This window comes from Micromonospora sp. CCTCC AA 2012012 (genome assembly GCF_040499845.1).
In the GTDB taxonomy this organism is placed as follows: Bacteria; Actinomycetota; Actinomycetes; order Mycobacteriales; family Micromonosporaceae; genus Micromonospora; species Micromonospora mangrovi.
The window spans coordinates 1,542,607-1,562,807 of sequence record NZ_CP159342.1; the positions used below are offsets into that span (position 1 = coordinate 1,542,607).

General features: G+C 71.0%; 14 protein-coding genes and 2 rRNA genes. 8 read left to right on the top strand and 8 right to left on the bottom strand.

The genetic code is table 11. The features are described from left to right. Positions 1–120: 120 nt before the first annotated feature. Positions 121–3,231, top strand: a 23S ribosomal RNA gene (locus tag ABUL08_RS07085). Positions 3,232–3,313: 82 nt separating this feature from the next. After that, positions 3,314–3,430: ribosomal RNA gene (rrf, locus tag ABUL08_RS07090) — 5S ribosomal RNA — on the top strand. A gap of 179 nt (positions 3,431–3,609) precedes the next feature. Here the strand turns inward: rrf and ABUL08_RS07095 are convergent. The 6 genes from ABUL08_RS07095 to ABUL08_RS07120 form a co-directional block, all read right to left on the bottom strand. Next, a complete protein-coding gene (locus ABUL08_RS07095; protein ID WP_350935665.1) occupies positions 3,610–4,869 on the bottom strand; it encodes an MFS transporter in 1,260 nt (419 codons plus the stop codon). Positions 4,870–5,021: 152 nt separating this feature from the next. After that, complete coding sequence (locus tag ABUL08_RS07100) at positions 5,022–5,642, bottom strand: molybdopterin-binding protein (protein ID WP_350935667.1); 621 nt, start codon at positions 5,640–5,642, stop codon at positions 5,022–5,024. Between the two features lie 13 nt (positions 5,643–5,655). After that, complete coding sequence (gene narI, locus ABUL08_RS07105) at positions 5,656–6,417, bottom strand: respiratory nitrate reductase subunit gamma (protein WP_350935670.1); 762 nt, start codon at positions 6,415–6,417, stop codon at positions 5,656–5,658. Between the two features lie 55 nt (positions 6,418–6,472). After that, positions 6,473–7,093 (bottom strand): nitrate reductase molybdenum cofactor assembly chaperone, encoded by a 621-nt coding sequence (narJ, locus tag ABUL08_RS07110; RefSeq protein ID WP_350935672.1) that lies wholly within the window; start codon positions 7,091–7,093, stop codon positions 6,473–6,475. After that, positions 7,090–8,787, bottom strand: a complete 1,698-nt coding sequence (gene narH / locus ABUL08_RS07115) for a nitrate reductase subunit beta (RefSeq protein ID WP_350935674.1) — start codon at positions 8,785–8,787, stop codon at positions 7,090–7,092. The genes narJ and narH overlap by 4 nt, the downstream gene beginning before the upstream one ends. Continuing rightward, positions 8,787–12,452 carry a nitrate reductase subunit alpha gene (locus tag ABUL08_RS07120; RefSeq protein ID WP_350935676.1) on the bottom strand — a complete coding sequence of 1,222 codons (3,666 nt, stop codon included), beginning with the start codon at positions 12,450–12,452 and terminating at the stop codon, positions 8,787–8,789. The genes narH and ABUL08_RS07120 overlap by 1 nt, the downstream gene beginning before the upstream one ends. 316 nt (positions 12,453–12,768) lie before the next feature. Between ABUL08_RS07120 and ABUL08_RS07125 the strand changes: the two genes are divergently transcribed. Continuing rightward, positions 12,769–14,256 carry an NADP-dependent isocitrate dehydrogenase gene (locus ABUL08_RS07125; RefSeq protein ID WP_350935678.1) on the top strand — a complete coding sequence of 496 codons (1,488 nt, stop codon included), beginning with the start codon at positions 12,769–12,771 and terminating at the stop codon, positions 14,254–14,256. Positions 14,257–14,505: 249 nt separating this feature from the next. Here ABUL08_RS07125 and ABUL08_RS07130 read toward each other — a convergent pair whose 3' ends face one another. Beyond that, on the bottom strand, positions 14,506–14,985 hold the full coding sequence (locus ABUL08_RS07130) for a hemerythrin domain-containing protein (protein WP_350935681.1): 480 nt from the start codon (positions 14,983–14,985) through the stop codon (positions 14,506–14,508). Positions 14,986–15,088: 103 nt separating this feature from the next. Continuing rightward, entirely contained in the window at positions 15,089–15,895 is an 807-nt protein-coding gene (locus ABUL08_RS07135; protein WP_350935683.1) for a DUF2249 domain-containing protein, read from the bottom strand. Between the two features lie 49 nt (positions 15,896–15,944). Between ABUL08_RS07135 and ABUL08_RS07140 the strand changes: the two genes are divergently transcribed. From ABUL08_RS07140 to ABUL08_RS07160, 5 genes are all read left to right on the top strand, one after another. After that, positions 15,945–16,646: a helix-turn-helix transcriptional regulator gene (locus ABUL08_RS07140; protein WP_350935685.1), complete on the top strand. Its 702-nt coding sequence runs from the start codon at positions 15,945–15,947 to the stop codon at positions 16,644–16,646. After that, positions 16,643–17,383, top strand: coding sequence for a YwiC-like family protein (locus ABUL08_RS07145; RefSeq protein WP_350935687.1), 741 nt, complete (start codon positions 16,643–16,645; stop codon positions 17,381–17,383). Before ABUL08_RS07140 ends, ABUL08_RS07145 begins: the two co-directional genes overlap by 4 nt. A 162-nt stretch (positions 17,384–17,545) precedes the next feature. After that, positions 17,546–18,682, top strand: coding sequence for a hypothetical protein (locus ABUL08_RS07150; RefSeq protein WP_350935689.1), 1,137 nt, complete (start codon positions 17,546–17,548; stop codon positions 18,680–18,682). Positions 18,683–18,880: 198 nt separating this feature from the next. Next, on the top strand, positions 18,881–19,489 hold the full coding sequence (locus ABUL08_RS07155) for a response regulator transcription factor (RefSeq protein ID WP_350935690.1): 609 nt from the start codon (positions 18,881–18,883) through the stop codon (positions 19,487–19,489). A 122-nt stretch (positions 19,490–19,611) separates the two neighbouring features. Then, on the top strand, positions 19,612–20,196 hold the full coding sequence (locus ABUL08_RS07160; RefSeq protein ID WP_350935692.1) for a response regulator transcription factor: 585 nt from the start codon (positions 19,612–19,614) through the stop codon (positions 20,194–20,196). The last annotated feature ends 5 nt before the right edge of the window (positions 20,197–20,201 follow it).

Consider the following 20,201-nt stretch of genomic DNA (forward strand, 5'->3'; position numbering starts at 1 on the left):
GTCTGCCAGGCATGACCTGGTGTGGCATACCGCCGGCGGTTGTCGGGTCTGGTGTTGCACGGTGAGGGTTGTGGGTTGGTCGTTTGTTGAGAATTGCACAGTGGACGCGAGCATCTTTGTGGTCAAGTTGTCAAGGGCGAACGGTGGATGCCTTGGCACCAGGAGCCGATGAAGGACGTGGGGCCGCGATAGGCCTGGGGGAGCTGTCAACCAAGCTGTGATCCCAGGGTGTCCGAATGGGGGAACCCGGCACCAGTCATGTGGTGTCACCTGCACCTGAACACATAGGGTGTATGGGGGGAACGCGGGGAAGTGAAACATCTCAGTACCCGTAGGAAGAGAAAACAAATTTAGTGATTCCGTGAGTAGTGGCGAGCGAAAGCGGATTGAGGCTAAACCGGCTGCGTGTGATACCTGTCAGGGGTTGCGTGGTCGGGGTTGTGGGACCCCGCTGAGTGTACTGACATGCGCTCGAGGAGTTACAAAGTCAGTGGCTAGCCGAATGGTGTGGAAAAGCCAACCGTAGACGGTGATAGTCCGGTACGTGAAAGTTGCTGACCTTCTGTGGGTGTTCCCGAGTAGCGGCGGACCCCTGAAATCTGCCGTGAATCTGCCAGGACCACCTGGTAAGCCTAAATACTTCCTGGTGACCGATAGCGGACGAGTACCGTGAGGGAATGGTGAAAAGTACCCCGGGAGGGGAGTGAAATAGTACCTGAAACCGTTCGCCTACAATCCGTCGGAGCCTTGCGGGGTGACGGCGTGCCTTTTGAAGAATGAGCCTGCGAGTTAGTGGCATGTGGCGAGGTTAACCCGTGTGGGGGAGCCGTAGCGAAAGCGAGTCTGAATAGGGCGTATTCAGTCGCATGCTCTAGACCCGAAGCGGAGTGATCTAGCCATGGGCAGGCTGAAGCGCGGGTAAGACCGCGTGGAGGGCCGAACCCACCAACGTTGAAAAGTTGGGGGATGACCTGTGGTTAGGGGTGAAAGGCCAATCAAACTCCGTGATAGCTGGTTCTCCCCGAAATGCATTTAGGTGCAGCGTCGCGTGTTTCTTGCCGGAGGTAGAGCACTGGATGGTCTAGGGGGCCCACAAGCTTACCGAAATCAGCCAAACTCCGAATGCCGGTAAGTGAGAGCGCGGCAGTGAGACTGCGGGGGATAAGCTTCGTAGTCGAGAGGGAAACAGCCCAGATCACCAGCTAAGGCCCCTAAGCGTGTGCTAAGTGGAAAAGGATGTGGGGTCGCATAGACAACCAGGAGGTTGGCTTAGAAGCAGCCACCCTTTAAAGAGTGCGTAATAGCTCACTGGTCAAGTGGTTCCGCGCCGACAATGTAGCGGGGCTCAAGCACACCGCCGAAGCTGTGGCATTCACATTTTAACCTCGCTTGGACTTGATTCCTTGTGCAGGTGTGTGGATGGGTAGGGGAGCGTCGTGCCGGGGGTGAAGCAACGGGGTGACCTAGTTGTGGACGCGGCACGAGTGAGAATGCAGGCATGAGTAGCGAAAGAAGGGTGAGAAACCCTTCCGCCGGATGACCAAGGGTTCCAGGGCCAGGCTAATCCGCCCTGGGTGAGTCGGGACCTAAGGCGAGGCCGAGAGGCGTAGTCGATGGACAACGGGTTGATATTCCCGTACCCGCGAAAGAGCGACCCTGACGAACCTCGTTGTGCTAACCACCCGAACTGCCGGCGGTCTTCGGACCAAAAGCGGGGAGCGTGGGAACCTGGCGGGTAGTAGTCAAGCGATGGGGTGACGCAGGAAGGTAGCTGAGCCCGGCCGGTGGTTGTGCCGGGGTAAGCGTGTAGGCCGTACCGTAGGCAAATCCGCGGTGCATGGAGGCTGAGACGTGATGCCGAGCCGATTCAGGTGAAGTCAGTGATCCTATGCTGCCGAGAAAAGCCTCTAGCGAGTTCTTAGCGGCCCGTACCCCAAACCGACACAGGTGGTCAGGTAGAGAATACCGAGGCGATCGGGCGAACTGTGGTTAAGGAACTCGGCAAATTGCCCCCGTAACTTAGGGAGAAGGGGGGCCGGAGACGTGAAGCCCCGCGCGGGTGGAGCGTTGTATGGCCGCAGAGAGCAGGGGGAAGCGACTGTTTACTAAAAACACAGGTCCATGCGAAGAAGTAATTCGATGTATATGGACTGACGCCTGCCCGGTGCTGGAACGTTAAGGGGACCTGTTAGCTCTTCGGGGCGAAGCGGAGAACTTAAGCGCCAGTAAACGGCGGTGGTAACTATAACCATCCTAAGGTAGCGAAATTCCTTGTCGGGTAAGTTCCGACCTGCACGAATGGCGTAACGACTTCCCCACTGTCTCAACCACAGGCCCGGCGAAATTGCATTACGAGTAAAGATGCTCGTTACGCGCGGCAGGACGGAAAGACCCCGGGACCTTTACTATAGCTTGACATTGGTATCCGAATTAGCTTGTGTAGGATAGGTGGGAGCCGGTGAAGTCCATACGCCAGTATGGGTGGAGGCAATCTTGAAATACCACTCTGGTTGATTTGGGTATCTAACTTCGGACCGTTATCCGGTTCAGGGACAGTGTCTGGTGGGTAGTTTAACTGGGGCGGTTGCCTCCTAAAGGGTAACGGAGGCGCCCAAAGGTTCCCTCAGCCTGGTTGGCAATCAGGTGTTGAGTGCAAGTACACAAGGGAGCTTGACTGTGAGACTGACAGGTCGAGCAGGGACGAAAGTCGGGACTAGTGATCCGGCACTTGCGAGTGGAAGCGGTGTCGCTCAACGGATAAAAGGTACCCCGGGGATAACAGGCTGATCTTCCCCAAGAGTCCATATCGACGGGATGGTTTGGCACCTCGATGTCGGCTCGTCGCATCCTGGGGCTGTAGCAGGTCCCAAGGGTTGGGCTGTTCGCCCATTAAAGCGGTACGCGAGCTGGGTTTAGAACGTCGTGAGACAGTTCGGTCCCTATCCGCCGTGCGCGTAGGATACTTGAGAAGGGCTGTCCCTAGTACGAGAGGACCGGGACGGACGAACCTCTGGTGTGCCAGTTGTCCCGCCAGGGGCACGGCTGGTTAGCTACGTTCGGAAGGGATAACCGCTGAAAGCATCTAAGCGGGAAGCTCGCTTCAAGATGAGGTATCCCACCCACCTTTGGTGGGGTAAGGCCCCCAGCTAGACGACTGGGTTGATAGGCCGGAAATGTAAGCCCGGTAACGGGTTCAGTTGACCGGTACTAATAGGCCGAGGACTTGACTACGAAGCTGCTACGCGTCCACTGTGCAACTCTGAACAAGCGAACACCCGTGTGTGTGCCGGTGTGTTTGACATGTTCATAGAGTTACGGCGGTCATGGCGGAGGGGAAACGCCCGGTCACATTCCGAACCCGGAAGCTAAGCCCTCCAGCGCCGATGGTACTGCACTCGGGAGGGTGTGGGAGAGTAGGACACCGCCGGACAAACATTCCAGTTGAGGCCACCCTTCGGGGTGGCCTCAGCTGCGTTTCCGCACCCTTTTTCAGGGTCTCTGGGCTCGACTGCTCGGGGCCCGGGTGTCCAGACACACGGGGCGGCACCTGGACGGACAGGCCAGGTGCCGCCCTGCTCTGCCGTCCTCCTGACGGTGCCGTCGTCGCCGTCAGGAGGGGCGACGGACCAGGCCGCCCATCTTCACCGCGGTGAACACGGCGGCGGCCAGGGCCACGTCGGACAGGAGCATCAGGCCGATCGCGTACGAGCCCTGCGAGCCGTACACCCAGCCCATGATCAGCGGGGGGACGAAGCCGCCGAGGCCGCCGGCGGCACCGACCAGCCCGGTGACCGCGCCGACCTGGTCGGCCGGGGCGACCTTGCCGACCAGGGCGAAGACCGCGCCGCTGGCGGCGCCGAGCAGCACCGCCATGCCGAGCAGGGCGAGGGTCGCCACCGGCATCAGGGCGGGCTCGAAGGCCTGCACGACCGCGAACGCGGCCACCCCGGCGAAGCACCACACCAGCACCGGCACCGGGTGCAGCCGGTCGGAGAGCCAGCCACCCACCGGGCGGGCCAGGACGGCGAGGACCACGAAGCCCGCGGTACGCAAGGCGCCGTCGCCCGCGCTGAGCCCGTAGGCGGTGCGCAGGTAGGCGGGCAGGTAGACGCTGAACGCCACGAACCCGCCGAAGCCGACCGCGTACAGGAAGCAGAGCTGCCAGGTGACCGTGAGCCGGCCGACGCGGGCGAGCCGCTGCCAGGCCGAGCCCACCGGGCGGACCCGGTCGGGGGCGTCCCGCAGCAGCAGGAACGACAGCACCGCGTACCCGGCGAGGATCGCGGCGACCAGCAGGAACGGCGCCCGCGTGCCGTAGGCGTCGGCGAGGCGGACGGTGGTGAAGTTGGAGATCGCCGTGCCGCCCATGCCGATGCCGAAGACGCCGATGGCGAAGCCGCGGCGGGCCGGCGGGTACCAGCCGGAGACCAGCGGCACACCGACGGCGAAGGCGGTGCCGCCGATGCCGAGGAAGAAGCCGGTGAGGATCAGGGCGGCGTAGGAGGAGACCACGCTCAGGGTCAGCACCGGCACGATGGTGGCGAGGGTGACCAGCGGGAAGACCGCCCGGGCGCCGTACCGGTCGGTGAGGGCGCCCACCGGGATGCGGCCGAGCGAGCCGACCACCACCGGCACGGCCACCAGGAGCGACTGCGCGGCGAAGCTCAGGTCGAGTCGTTCCTTGATGCCCGGGCCGAGCGGACCCAGCAGGGCCCACGCCCAGAAGTTGACCAGGAAGCCGAGGGTGGCCAGGACGAGCTGGAGCGTGGCTCCGGACCGGCCCGGGGCGGAGGCGTCGTGGCCGTCGTCGCGGACCTCACCTGGTGTCGGCCGGGTGTCCCGGCCCTGTGTCGCACGGGCGATCGTCATCGCTGCTCTCCGCTGGTCGTCGTGGATCGGCCGGGTCGGCCGGAAGAGGAGGAAGAAATTCCGCTTCACCGTCCTGAGAATCGGCCCACCGATCCGCCCCGGGCAGGGCCGTAGGTCCCGCATCGGTCGGGCCCCCGGGCCCGGGAAGCCGGCTAGGGGACGGTGCGGAGCGACACCGCGTCACCGGGCTGCCAGCCGGGCGGGACGACGGCGAACGCGTCGGCGGTCGCGGCGGCACCGAGGTAGCCGGGATGGGCGCCCTCGACCAGCCGTAGCCGTCCGTGCCGGCGGCGTACCGGGACGATGCGGGTGTGCCGGTCGTCCGGCGGCAGGGCATCGGCGAGCGGTGCGGTCTCCGGCTCGGCCGGTGACCGACCGGCGAGGGCCGCCAGCAGCGGCTCGACCAGGGTGAGCGCGGCGACCAGCGCGGCGTACGGATTGCCCGGCAGGCCGACGATCCCGCGCGCTCCCCGCTGCGCCAGGACCTGCGGTTGCCCCGGGCGGCACGCCACCCCGTCCACGTGCGCCACGGCGGAGAGCCGGCGCAGCGCGGAGTGCAGGCCGTCCGCCGGGCCCACCGACGACGCCCCGCAGACGAGTGTGACGTCGGCGTCGGTGGTGCTGTCGGCGATGGCGGCGGCGAACCAGTCCGGGTCGTCGCCGACCATCCGGGATTCCAACGGCAGCGTCGCGGCCGGCGTGCGGGCCGCCGCCCAGTCCATGGCCGCCCGGGGTGCCGGGCGGTGGTGCGGGCGGTCGGGGGCGATGGTCACGACGTCACCCCCGTCACCGGCGCGAGCGGGTCCGGTCGCGGCGGGCGGTGGGCAGCCGCGGCGGTCCCTCCCAGCCGGGCCGGGTCGGACGTAGTCCGGGCCGGTCGTCCCGGCTGCGGTAGACGACGTACGGGCGGGTGGCGTAGCCGACCGGCGCGCTGAACGCGTGCACCAGCCGGGTGAACGGCCAGAAGGCGAAGAGCGCGAAGGCGGCCAGGATGTGGATCTGGAAGCCGACCGGCACGCCGGCCATGACGTCCGGGTCGGGGCTGAGGTAGAACAGCGACCGGAACCACGGGGAGACCGTCTCCCGGTAGTCGTAGCCGTCCCCGAGCACGTTGGCCCGGACGGTGGCGAGCAGTCCGAGGACGATCACCCCGGCGAGGACCACGTACATCGCCTTGTCGTTGCGGGTGGTGGCGGCGAAGACCGGCCCGGTCAGCCGCCGCCGCAGGATCAGGATGACCAGTCCGATCAGGGTGCACAGGCCCGCCACGGTGCCGATGAAGACGGCCATCAGGTGATAGGTGTGCTCGGTGACGCCGACCGCCCCGGTCCAGGACTTCGGGACGACCAGGCCGCCGACGTGTCCGACCAGGACCATCAGCACGCCGAAGTGGAACAGCGGGCTGCCCCACCGCAGGATGCTGCTCTCATGGAGCTGCGACGAGCGGGTGGTCCAGCCGAACTTGTCGTAGCGGTGGCGCCAGATCAGGCCGCCGACCAGGACCGCCATCGCCAGGTAGGGGTACACGACCCAGAGCAGGATGTTCATCGGTGCCCTCTTTCGTTCGCGACTGCGGTGCTCCGCTGCGCTGCGTTCCTCGCGTTCACCGACGGCCTCCAGTCGTGTCCACCAGCCCGAACGGTTCCAGCCCGACCTGCTCGACCGGTGGCCCGGTGCGGGCCAGCCGGGCGGCGGCGGCGATGTCGCCGGGCTGGGCGGGCGGCAGCATCTCGCGGACCGCGTGCACCGCCTGCCGGTACACCGACTTCTCCCGGCCCAGCGCCTCGGCCAGCAGGTCCAGGCCGACCCGGTTCTCCCGCAGCAGCCGCCACCCGCCGTCGTCGACGGCGGCCAGGTCGAGCACCGCGGGCAGGAAGTCGGGCAGCTCGCCGTCCACGACGGCCAGCCCGGCCCTCTTGTACGCGGCGGCGAAGTCCACCAGCGCCTCGCCACGGCGGCGGGTGTCGCCGCAGGTGTAGTAGGTCAGGTGCAGGCAGCAGCGGCGGCGGAAGTCGAACACCTCCACGTAGGCGGAGCGCAGGTCGACGGGGGCGGTGGTCTCCCGGTGGGCGACGAGGTCGCGCAGCGGGCCGGCCACCGCGTCCGGCAGCCCGTCGAGGGCGGCGCGGACGGTGGGCAGCGCCGCCAGCACCTCCTCGTCGGGATAGCGCAGCAGCAGGGACGCCGCGCGGGCGGCCACCGCCCGCCAGGTCGGCTGGCTCACGGCTTACCTCCGTCGACGTGTTCGGGTTCGGGGCGCCGGGGCGGGAAGAGACCCCGGGGGGTGCCCTTGCCGTCCCAGTTGAGCAGGTTGACCCGGCGTGGTGCGTCGCCCGGGTCGGTGAAGCCCTCGGCGGTCTGCCGGTCGCGCAGCATGTGGAAGGTCTCCACCTGCACCGGCACGGGTGTGCCGGAGGACTCCCCGAAGGGGCCCTGCCCGTACGGGCCGCCGCCGCCCATGCCGGGGCCGCCCTCGTAGTCCAGGCTGCACTCGGTGGCGATCTTCTCCAGCCGGTGCGCGTCCTCGGCGTGCGCGGCGGGGATGACGTACCGCTGCTCGTACTTGGCGATGGCGAGCAGGCGGTACATGTCGTCCATCTGCTCGCCGGTCATCCCGACGGCGGCGGCGATGGACTCGTCGCGCTCCTCGCCGAGGTTGATCCGGCGCTGGTAGGCGCGCATCGCGGCGAGCCGGTTGAGCACCCCGCGGACCGGTTCCGGGTCGCCGGCGGTGAACAGCTCGGCGAGGTAGTCCACCGGGATGCGCAGGGCGTCGATGGCGCCGAAGAGGTTGCCGGCCTCCTCCGCGTCGTGGCCGGTCTCGCGCAGCGCGTCGGCCACCGGCGACAGCGGCGGGATGTACCAGACCATCGGCATGGTGCGGTACTCCGGGTGCAGCGGCAGCGCCACCTCGTATCTCATGATGAGGTCCCAGATCGGGGAGCGTTGTGCCGCGTCGATCCAGTCGTCGGGGATGCCGGCCTCGCGGGCGGCGGCGACCACGGCCGGGTCGTGCGGGTCGAGGAAGACCGAGCGCTGCGCGTCGTACAGGTCGTGTTCGTCCTTCCGGGCGGCGGCCTCGGCGACCCGGTCGGCGTCGTAGAGCATCAGCCCGAGGTAGCGCAGCCGGCCCACGCAGGTCTCCGAGCAGATGGTGGGCTGGCCGATCTCGATGCGCGGGAAGCAGAAGGTGCACTTCTCGGCCTTGCCGGTGCGGTGGTTGAAGTAGACCTTCTTGTACGGGCAGCCGGTCACACACATCCGCCAGCCCCGGCAGCGGTCCTGGTCGACCAGGACGATGCCGTCCTCGGCCCGCTTGTAGATCGCGCCCGACGGGCAGGACGCCGCGCAGGACGGGTTGAGGCAGTGCTCGCAGATCCGCGGCAGGAAGAACATGAAGGTCTTCTCGAACTCCTGCTTCACCTGGCCGGAGACCTTCGCCAGCACCGGGTCACCGGCGGCGATCTCGTTGCCGCCGGCGAGGGAGTCGTCCCAGTTGGCGCTCCAGGTGATCTTCGTGTCCTCGCCGGTGAGCAGCGACTTGGGCCGGGCCACCGGGGTGTCGTCGCCGGCCGGCGCGTTGATCAGGTGCTCGTAGTCGTAGGTCCACGGCTCGTAGTAGTCCTGCATGGAGGGCAGCGTCGGGTTGGCGAAGATGCTGAACAGCTTCTTCACCCGGCCGCCGGAGCGGGGCTTGAGCTTCCCGGAGCGGGTCCGCACCCAGCCGCCCTGCCAGCGTTCCTGGTTCTCGTAGGTGCGCGGATAGCCCTGCCCGGGGCGGGTCTCCACGTTGTTGAACCAGACGTACTCGACGCCGGAGCGGTTGGTCCACGCCTGCTTGCAGGTCACCGAGCAGGTGTGGCAGCCGATGCACTTGTCGAGGTTCATCACCATCGCCATCTGTGCCATGACCCGCATCAGTACTGCACCTCCTGGGAGCGGCGGCGGATCACGGTGACCTCGTCGCGTTGGTTGCCGGTCGGACCGAGGTAGTTGAAGGCGAAGGAGAGCTGGGCGTACCCGCCGATGAGGTGGGTGGGCTTGACCAGCAGTCGGGTCAGCGAGTTGTGGATGCCGCCGCGCCGGCCGGTGGTCTCCGACTTCGGCACGTCGATCACCCGCTCCTGGGCGTGGTACATGTAGACCGTGCCCTCGGGCATCTTGTGGGTGACCACGGCCCGGCAGACCACGACGCCGTTGCGGTTGACCGCCTCGATCCACTCGTTGTCGCGGACGCCGATCTTCGCCGCGTCCGCCTCGCTCATCCACATCGTCGGGCCGCCCCGGGACAGGGTGAGCATGATCAGGTTGTCCTGGTATTCCGAGTGGATGGACCACTTCGAGTGCGGGGTGAGGTACCGGACGGTGATCTCCAGCTCCCCGTTCCGGCCGAGTCGCGGCTCGTTGAAGAGCTTGTGCATGTCCAGCGGCGGCCGGAAGATCGGCAGCGCCTCGCCGGCCTCGTGCATCCAGTCGTGGTCGAGGAAGAAGTGCTGCCGGCCGGTGAGCGTGTGCCAGGGCTTGAGCCGCTCGGTGTTGATGGTGAACGGCGAGTAGCGCCGACCGCCGTGCTCGCTGCCCGACCACTCCGGGCTGGTGATCACCGGCACCGGGCGGGACTGGGTGTCGGCGAAGGTGATCTGCTTGCCCTCGTGCTCGGCGGCCAGGTCCGCCAGGCGTACCCCGGTGCGTTTCTCCACGTCCCGGAAGCCGGCGGTGGCGACCCGGCCGTTGGTGGTGCCGGACAGCGCCAGGATCGCCTCGCAGGCGTGCGTGTCCTTCGCCAGCGACGGTCGTCCGTCGGCGGCCCCGCCGCGCACCTCACCGTTCTTGTGCCGCAGGTATTCCACCTCGGGTCGGACGTCGACCGAGAAGCCCTTGCCGGTGGTGCCGAGGGTGTCCATCAGCGGTCCGAGCGCGGCCATCTTGTCGGCGATCGCGCCGTAGTCCCGCTCGACCACCACCAGCTTCGGCATGGTCCGGCCGGGCACCGGCGTCTCGCCGGTGACCGCCCAGTCGCGGACCCGGCCGTGCGGCGTCGCCATCGCGTCCGGGGTGTCGTGCAGCAGCGGCGCCGCGACCAGATCCCTGCGTACGCCCAGCCGGGGCCCGGCCAGCGCGGAGAACGCCTTGGCGATGCCGTGGAACGCGTCGAAGTCGGTCCGGGTCTGCCACGGCGGGCTGATCGCCGGGGTGAACGCGTGCACGAACGGGTGCATGTCGGTGCTGCTCAGGTCGTGCTTCTCGTACCAGGTGGCGGCGGGCAGCACGATGTCGGAGAAGAGCGTCGTGGAGGTCATCCGGAAGTCGAGGCTCAGCAGCAGGTCGAGCTTGCCCTCCGGGGCCTCCGCCCGCCACGTCACGTCCTTCGGCCGCAGCTCCTCCGGGGCCTCCTCGGCGCGCAGGTTCGCGTCGGTGCCGAGCAGATGGCGCAGGAAGTACTCGTTGCCCTTGGCCGACGAGCCGAGCAGGTTGGCCCGCCACACGGTCAGCACCCGGGGCCAGTTCTGCGGCGCGTCCGGGTCGGCGCAGGCGAACGTGACGTCCCCACGGCCCAGCCGCTCGGCGACCCAGCCGGCCGGGTCGTCGGGCCGGGCGGCGAGGGCCTCGTCGGCCAGGTCGAGAGGGCTGCGGTCGAAGGTCGGCATGGACGGCATCCAGCCCGACCGCGCCGACTGGGCCAGCAGGTCCATGGTGTGCTTGCCGGCGAAGGCGCCGTTCCCGGTGGGGGAGGCGACCGCGTCGGCGGAGTAGGTGTCGTAGCGCCACTGGTCGGTGTGCACGTACCAGAAGGCGGTGCCGATCATCTGTCGTGGCGGGCGGACCCAGTCCAGGCCGAAGGCGAGCTGCGCCCAGCCGGTCGCCGGGCGGCACTTCTCCTGCCCGACGTAGTGCGCCCAGCCGCCGCCGTTGACGCCCTGACAGCCGGTGAGGGTCACCAGCGCCAGGATCGCCCGGTAGGTGGCGTCGGAGTGGAACCAGTGGTTGGTGCCCGCGCCGAGCAGGATCATCGACCGGCCGCCGGAGCGTTCCGCGTTGTCGGCGAACTCCCGGGCCACCCGGGCCACCTGCGCCGCCGGTACGCCGGTGATCGGCTCCTGCCAGGCCGGCGTGTACGGCGCGTCGACGTCGTCGTAGTCGGTCGGCCACTGCCCGGGCAGCCCGGCCCGGCCGACCCCGTACTGGGCCAGCAGCAGGTCGAAGACGCTCGTGACGAGCTGACCCCCGACCGTGCGGGTGGGTACGCCCCGGCGCAGCACCTGCGGGGTGTCGGTGTCGAACCGGGGCAGCTCCACCTCGACCCCGTCGCCCGCGCCGAGGCAGGTCAGGGCCGGCTCCAGGTCGCCCAGGTCCAGGTTCCACTGGCCCTGCCGCTCGCCCCAGCGGTGACCGAGGCTGCCACGCGGCACGGCGGGCGCGTCGGTCGCCGAGTCCCAGAGCACCGTCCGGAAGGCCGCCTCCCGGTCCGTCTCGCCCAGGTCCTCGGCGGTGAGGAACTTCCCCGGCCGGTACGCCCCGTCGGCGCCCGGCTCCAGGGTGACCAGGAACGGCAGGTCGGTGAACCTGCGGACGTAGTCGACGAAGCGCGGGGTGCGCCGGTCGACGAAGAACTCCTTGAGGATGACGTGCCCCATCGCCATCGCCAGCGCCCCGTCGCTGCCGGGCTGGGCGGGCAGCCACTCGTCGGCGAACTTGACGTTGTCGGCGTAGTCCGGGCTGACCACGACGACCTTCTGTCCCCGGTAGCGCGCCTCGGCCATCCAGTGCGCGTCCGGGGTGCGGGTCACCGGGACGTTGGAGCCCCACATGACGAAGTAGGAGGCGTCCCACCAGTCGCCGGACTCGGGCACGTCGGTCTGGTCGCCGAAGACCTGCGGGGAGGCGACCGGCAGGTCGGCGTACCAGTCGTAGAACGACAGCATCGAGCCGCCGAGCAGGGACAGGAAGCGGGCGCCGACGGCGTGCGACACCATCGACATCGCCGGGATGGGGGAGAAGCCGGCGACCCGGTCGGGGCCGTACTCGGCGATCGCGTGCACGTGGGCGGCCGCGATCATCTCCTGCGCCTCGTCCCAGCCGACCCGCACCAGGCCGCCCTTGCCGCGCGCCTTCTGGTAGCGGCGGCGGCGCTCCGGGTCGGCCTGGATGTCCGCCCAGGCGGCCACCGGGTCACCGAGCCGGGCCTTGGCCTCGCGGTACATCTCCACCAGCACCCCCCGGGCGTACGGGTAGCGCACCCGGGTGGGGGAGTAGGTGTACCAGGAGAAGGCGGCGCCCCGGGGACAGCCGCGCGGCTCGTACTCGGGTCGGTCGGGTCCGACGCTGGGATAGTCGGTCTGCTGCTGCTCCCAGGTGATGATGCCGTCCTTGACGTACACCTTCCAGGAGCACGAGCCGGTGCAGTTCACCCCGTGCGTGGAGCGGACCACCTTGTCGTAGGACCAGCGGTCCCGGTAGAAGGCGTCCGCCTCCCGGCCGCCGATCTGGTGCAGCGTCCGGCCGTCGGCGGACACCTCGGCGCGGCGTACGAGGCCGCCCACCGCCAGCAGCGCCCGCCCCGCACCTTCGGTCGCTCGCGACATACGCCTCATTCCTCCGATAGATCGCCGTGAGTCCCACGTTGGCGGGATGTGCCGGGAGGCGCAACCGCAGCGAGGGCGTCCGGGCCATCCTGCCGGGGCGCTACCAGGCGGAACCGGGCCGAAGGTCCCGAGATCATCGGCGTTGTGCCTGCCTGCCTCCCGTTCCCGGCAGCGGCGGGGCCGGGGTCGCCGGCCCGGTGCGCCGGCATGCCGGGACGGCGGGTGTCGTGCGCCGGGCGGCAGGCCATCCGCTAGACGCGATGTGTGTTTCGTGTAATGTGCTTCGTATGTTGACTGGTGGGGAGAGGGGACGACGATGACGGTGTCGGGACTCGTGGCGACCGAGGGGTCGGCGGGCGTGCCGGTTGCCGTACCGGTGACGGTGGCGCGTGGTGACGGGATCGGGCCGGAGATCATGGAAGCCACGCTGCGGGTGCTGGAGGCGGCCGGGGCGCGGTTGGCCGTGGAGGAGATCCAGATCGGGGAATCGGTGTACGCCCGGGGCCACAGCGCCGGCATCGAGCCGCAGGCGTGGGAGTCGCTGCGCCGGACCCGGGTGTTCCTCAAGGCCCCGATCACCACTCCGCAGGGGGGCGGATTCAAGTCGCTGAACGTGACCATCCGCAAGTCGCTGGGCCTGTTCGCCAACGTGCGCCCCTGCGTGACGTACGCGCCCTTCGTGCCGACCCGGCATCCCGAGATGGATGTGGTGATCGTGCGGGAGAACGAGGAGGACCTCTACGCCGGGATCGAGCACCGCCAGACCGACGAGGTCACCCAGTGTCTGAAACTGATCTCCCGGCCCGGATGTGAACGGATCGTGCGGTACGCGTTCGACTACGCCCGCCGCCATGGTCGGTCCAAGGTCACCTGCCTGACCAAGGACAACATCATGAAGCTCACCGACGGCCTGTTCCACCGGGTCTTCGACGAGGTGGCCGCCGACTATCCGGACATCACCGCCGAACACTGGATCGTCGACATCGGGGCGGCGCGACTGGCCGACACCCCGGAGGACTTCGACGTCATCGTCACCCCCAACCTCTACGGCGACGTGCTCTCCGACGTGGCCGCGCAGATCGCCGGCTCGGTCGGGCTGGCCGGCTCGGCCAACATCGGCGAGCACGCGGCGATGTTCGAGGCCATCCACGGCTCCGCGCCGCCGCTGGCCGGCCGGGACGTCGCGAACCCCTCCGGGCTGCTGCTCGGGGCGGTGATGATGCTCGTGCACATCGGCCAGCCCGAGGTCGCCGAACGGGTCCACAACGCCTGGCTGGCCACCCTGGAGGCGGGCGTCGTCACGCCCGACGTCGCCGGTCCGGGCACCAGCCCGGTGGGCACCCGGGCGTTCGCCGACGCGATCATCGACCGGCTCGGCCAGCGACCGGTAACCCTGACCCCGGTCGCCTATCCGGCCGGGCAGCAGCAGTCCACCGTCCCGACCGCCGCCGCCCGCCCGGCGCAGCGCAAGACGATGGACGGGGTCGACGTCTTCCTCGACCACCGCGACCGCGACCCGGACGCGCTCGCCGCCGCGCTCGTGCGGGCCGCCGAGGGCGCAGCGCTACGACTGCAGATGATCACGAACCGGGGCGTGAAGGTGTGGCCGGACGGGCTTCCCGAGACCTTCTGCACCGACCATTGGCGAGCCCGCTTCCAGTCGTCCCGGTCCGGCGCGACCGACCGGCGGGACGTGGTGGACCTGCTGGACCGACTCGACCGCGCGGGGCTCGACTTCGTCAAGACCGAGGGGCTGTACCGCTTCGACGGCGAACCGGGCTACTCCCTCGGACAGGGTCAGTGACGATCCCACCCGCCGGGGCTCACCGCCGAGGACCGTCGTCGTCATGACCGGTCCGCCCTCCGCCGCCTCGGGGCGATGTGCCCGAACCCCGGCGGAGGGCCGGTGCGGGTACCTGTGGCGACGCCCAGGGCGCACCGTCCGGGCACCGGCGACCGCTGCCGGCGGCTGCGCCGGTGCAACGTCCTCGTCGGTCTGCTGCTGGCCGCGGAGGGCGGCTGGAGGTGGGCGGCGAGCACTGGCCTGGCTGATCTACGCCGACGTGCTGCGCACCTGACCGGCCCGCGCGGTGCCGGGTCGGTGGGCCGCCGTCGGGGTGATCCGGTCCCAGGCCGGGATCGGCAGCGCGATCACCGCGGCCGGGAAGAGCCCGTGCTCCTCGTTGTCGATGTGCCGGTGCAGCCGGTCGAGGGCGGCCAGCACGGCGGGCCAGTCCGGCGCCGCCCGGTCGACGGCGCCCAGCACGCCGTGGATGTCGTCGTGCTCCGCGCAGAGCTTCACCACGGCCTCCGCCAGGCTGCCCTCGTCCCGCAGCTCGCGGAAGAGCCCGTCCTCCTCGGTGGCGGTGTGCGGCACCAGCAGCGCGACCAGCGCGTCGAGCGCCGGCAGCGCGTCGGCGTCGCCGGCCCGGACGGCGGTGTGCAGCCGACCCGCCGCGTTCGCGATCGTCTCGTGCTCGGCGGAGAGCCGGCCGATCAGCGGGAAGTCCCGGCAGCCGCAGTAGTCGCACATGGCCTCATCCTGCGGACCGGCCACCCGGGTCAGCAGGGCCGAACGGCCCGGTACGCCGGGACGGCGGGCCCTGACCCCGCCGTCCCGGCGGTCGGCAGACTGCTCACACCGTGACCGGCTCGCGGGACAGCCGGATCTGCCACACGTCCGGCCCGTCCTGCAGCCACTCGGTGGTCACCCCGCCCCGGTAGCGGGCCTCGACCTCGGCCAGCAGTGGGCGGGGCGCGTGCGGGGCGACCAGCACCAGCGCCCGGCCGGCGGGCAGCGCGTCCAGCGCGGTCAGCACCCGGGCGTGCCGCTGGCCGTGCGGCAGCAGCCGGACGTCGATCCGGGGGTCGATGCTCAGCGTCGCGGCCGGGGCGTCGCCCCGGCCCTGGTCGCCGCCGCAGCCGCAGCCACCCCCGCCGCAGCCACCCGTCCCCGAGGTCTCCGAGGAGCCGAGCAGGTCATGCATGCCGTCGAGCAGGGTCGCCAGCGAGACGTCGGCCGCGGCCACCAGCAGCGGGACGACCAGGTCGTTCTCCTTGGCGAGGTGGACGGCGAAGAGCGCGGCCAGGGCGCGCCCGGCGGCGGCGAGACGTACCGGCCGGTCGGTCGCCGCCAGCTCGGCGACCAGGGCGGTCAGCGCCCGGTGCTCGTCGCGCATCCCGCGCACCAGCAGCGCGGCCTCGGACCGGTCACCGGCGGCCGGGTAGAGCCCGGCCTCCTCGGCGTACGCGTGCGGCAGCAGCTCGGCGTGCAGCCAGCCGACCAGCTCGTCGCGGTGCCGGACGGCTCCCGCCGCGTCGCCCCGGTCGGCCGCGTCCAGCAGGTCGCCCACGTGCCGGTCGAGGACCGCCGCGAGCTGGGCGTGGTGCCGGACGACGGCCTGTGCGGCCTGGTGGTCAGCCGTGGACGGTGAGGCGGACATGGAACCCTCCCGGGTTTTGACGACGAATGACGTTGTAACGTTAACCATCGTGGAAACCCCGAGAACAGGGCCGATCGGTGAGACCATCGACCCCCACCGCCACCGGGCGCTCGGCACGCCGAGCCGGGCCTCGATCCTGGAGCTGGTGCGGGCCGCCGGGGCCGGCATGACCATCGCCGAGGTGGGGGAGCGGACCGGACTGCACCTCTCCACCGCGCGTACCCACCTCGACCGCCTCGTCGACGCCGGGCTGCTGGTCAAGGCGCGCGCCAGCGGCGGCCAACCCGGCCGGCCGGCGTGGCGCTACCGGGCGGCCGTGGCGGAGGCGCCGGCCCCGGCGCCGTACCGGGCGCTCGCCGCCGCGCTGCTGGACCACCTGTCCCGACGGGGTCGCGGCGACGTCCGGCCGGAGGCCACCCGCGCCGGCCAGGACTGGGGGCGGCACCTGGCCGCCGCCACCGCCCCCGGTCAGCAGCCGGTCGACACCCTGCTGGAGGTGCTGCGCGGGCTCGGCTTCAGCCCCCGTCGACACGACACGGCCGACGGGCGGACCGAGGTGCACCTGCACACCTGCCCCTTCCTCGAACTGGTCAACCGGGACCCCGACGCGATCTGTGCGCTGCACGTCGGCGTCATCCGGGGGGTGCTCGCGCACGCCGGTGCCCCGCCGACCGGCGCGGTGCTGGAACCCTTCGGCGCGCCCGACGCCTGCGTGGTGCGGCTGGCCCTGCCGCCGCACGCGCCGGCATGACCGCCCGACCGGTGCCCGCCCGCCGTCGGCTGCGCCGCTTCCTGCCACCGCAGCACGGTGCCTGGGCGATGCTGCTGCTGCCGTACACCGCCGGGGTCGTGCTGGTCGGCTGGCGCTGGCCGGACCTGCCGTTGCTCGGCGCGTGGCTGGCCGGTTACCTCTTCTCGTACTACGCGTTCCAGGCGGTCAAGAGCCGCCGGCCGCGCCGCTACGCCGACCAGCTGCTGACCTACGGCCTGCTCACGGCGCCGCTCGCGGTGGTCGTGCTGGTCGCCCGGCCGGCGGTGCTCTGGTACGCCCCGGGCTACGCCGTCCTGCTCGCGGTGAACGCCGGGTACGCCTGGCGGCGGCGGGAGCGGGCCCTGCTCAACGATCTCGCCTCGGTGGCGCAGAGCTGCCTGCTGGTCTTCGTCCTGGCCACCGTGGCCGAGGTGCCGCCCACCCGGGTGGTGCCCGCGTTCGTCGCCCTGACGCTGTACCTGACCGGCACCGTCCTGTATGTCAAGACGATGATCCGGGAGCGGGGCGACGTCGGTCACCTGCGCCTCTCCATCGGCTTCCACGCGGTCGCCCTGCTCGTGGCGGGCTGGCTCGACGCGCTGCTGGCCCCGGTCTTCCTGCTGCTGCTGGCCCGGGCGGTGGTGTTGCCGCGCCGACGGCTCCGCCCGGCACCGGTCGGGGTGATCGAGATCGGGTGCAGCCTGCTCGTCCTGGCGGTGGTCCTGGTCGCGCGCTGACCGTCCGTCCGCTGGGGACGCCCGAGGTGCCGCCCGATCCGGGAGGTGCGTTGCGGTGATCGCATCGCTACGATGGGTCAGCGTTCCCGACGGAAGAGAGGCCGCCCCCGCGTGCGATGCCCGGCCAGTCGTCCCGAGTCCCCGGTGGTGCCGGGTCGGCCGGTGTCGGGTTCCCCCGACCGGGGTCGACTCCTCCGGCGGGTCGCGCTGATTCTGGCCGCCGTGGGCGCCGGCTTCCTGGCGGCCGCTCTGTTCGGCGGGCCGGCGGCCGCGAGCGACCCGGCTGGCGGCAGCTCCGGTGACGCCCGCGAGCCCCTCGTCTCCCCGCTGATCGGGGCGACCGTGCGGGTCGCCCTCGGCGGCACGTCGACCACGCCCGCATCGCGGAGCACGCCGACGCCGACCGTCGGAGCCGACGACCGTCCGGTGCGCCGACCGGCCGTCCCGATCGGGACCACGGTCGGCGGCATTCACCGGGCGCGGTCGACGACCGCACCGGGCCGACCCGAGGTGGCCGCCGGACCGGCGACCCGTACGCCGGTGGTGGCAGGGGTGGTCGGGCGGCCCGCGGTCCGGCCCGGCCCCGCCCGCGCCGACCGGCGGGCGGTTCCCGGTGCGGACGTCGGGTCCCGGGCCGTCGACCGGCGACGGCAGCCGGTCTCCGCCGGGGTGGCCGCGCCCGGCTCGATCCTGACGCCGGCCGGACCGTCCGTGGTGGGGCTCGTCGTCGCCCCCCTGCGGCAGGTGCTGCGGGTCGTCTGCGCCGGGCCGGTCGGAGCCGTCGTCACGGCGTTCACCCGGGTCACCGATGCCGTGCTGGCGCCCGTTCTCGGCGCGGTGACCGCTCCGATCCTCGGGCCGCCGGCGCCGTCGTCCCCGTCGCCGCCGCCGTCCGGGGCGGGGGTGGCTCCGGTGTCCGGCCCGCCGGCCGTGCCGCTGCCCGCGGCTCCGAGGTCAGCCGGCACGCCGCAGCCGCACGCGATACCGGTGGTGCCGGGTGTGGTCCCGGCGCCCGCGTCCGCCAGCGGATTCGGGCCGACGCGGTCGGCCGGATCGGTGGGGCCGGTCGGGTCCGGCGGCGCCCGGGTGCGCCTGGCGCTGGCGTCGTCGCCTCGCCCCGCCGGGCCGTTGCCTCTCACCGACCAGGCCGCCGCCGCGGCCCCGCACGGACCGCAGCCCGGCTCCGGTCTCTCCGCCGCGGCCGGCTGGTTGACGCGGTGCGCCGCGGGCCGGGCCCGCGAGGCCGGGACGCTCGTCGTCCCCGGCCGGTCTCCCTCGGTGGTCGCCCGCCCCGGCTGAGGCCTGTCTCTCCGCCCCGGCGGCCGGCCCGCACCCCGGTCCGCCCGCCGGCGTGGACGAACGGTGCCCCGGCCTGCCCGCCGTGGTGGGTGCCGTGGGCCCCGGGCCTGTCCGTTCGCGCGCGAGCGGCCCCGACCGGACCTGGTGGAGGAGTTGGGACGGTGGCCGGCGTGACGCGTACCCCGAGATCGGAGAGACGTGGCGATCCACGTTGTCGTGGCCGAGGACATGGGACTGCTGCGCGGTGCGCTCTGCGCCGCGCTGTCGAGTGAGGAGGACATGAACGTCGTCGCCGACGTGCCGGACGGCGGCGACCTGTTGACGGTGGTCCGGCGGTGCCGGCCGGACGTGGTGGTGCTGGCGCTGACGCCGGAACTGCCCGACCCGGTCGCGGTGGTCGCCGGCATCACCGTCGAGGTGCCCGACACCGCCGTGCTGGTGATGAGCCACCGGTGGAGTCCGGCGCTGGTGGAGGCCGCCCTGGCGGCCGGGGCGCGGGGACTGATCGGCAAGGACGGGTCGCTCGTGGACCTGGTCCGGGCGATCCGTGCGCTCGCCGCCGGGGAACGGGCGATCGATCCGGCCGCCGCCGTGGCGGTGCTGAGTCCACGGGAGGTGCCGCTGACCGCCCGGGAGTTGGACGTGCTGCGGGTGGCCGCCGAGGGTCTTCCGCTGAAGGAGATCGCCGCCCGGCTCTTCCTGGCACACGGGACGGTGCGCAACCACCTGTCCGCGATCCTGCGCAAGACCGGGGCCCGCAACCGGATGGAGGCGGTGTGGCGCGCCCGGCGTGACGGCTGGCTCTGACCGTCGGCGGGCGGGCACCGGCAGGGTTTCGGGGCCCGCCCGCCACCGTGCGCACCGGTCCGTAACGTGTTTGAATGCTGACGTTGAGTGATCGGTGTAGACGAATGCCGGAAAGGTTCACCGTGATTCGTACCCTGCTCGCTCTGGACGGTGCCCTGGTGCGCGGCGCGCTGTCCTGCGTCCTGGCCGCCGAGGACGACATCAGCGTGGTCGCGGAGGTGGACCGCGGCGACGCGGTCCGGCCGGCGGTCCGGGCCCAGCGCCCCGACGTCGTGGTCGCCGATCTGGACCTCGTCGCGGGGGACGCCTCCGGCCCGGCCGGCGCCTGTCCCCTCCTGCTGCTCGCCCATCCCCGACGGGCCCGGGGGTTGCGCGGCATGCTCTCCGCGACCCGGGCGGTCGGCATCCTCGGCAGCGACGTCACCCCGCAGCGGGTGGTCGACGGGATCCGGCGACTGGCCCGCCGGGAGGCGGTGCTCGACGCGGACCTGGTGGTGGCGGCGCTGCACGCGGACGGACCGTTGACCAGCCGGGAGACCGAGGTGCTGTCGCTGACCGCGGCCGGCGCGCCCGTGGCCGAGGTCGCGGTGTCGCTGGGGCTCAGTTGCGGCACCGTCCGTAACCATCTCGGCCGGATCGCCCGCAAGGTGGGCGCGCGTACCCGGGTGGAGGCCGTCCGGGTGGCCCGCGAGGCGGGCTGGATCTGACCGGC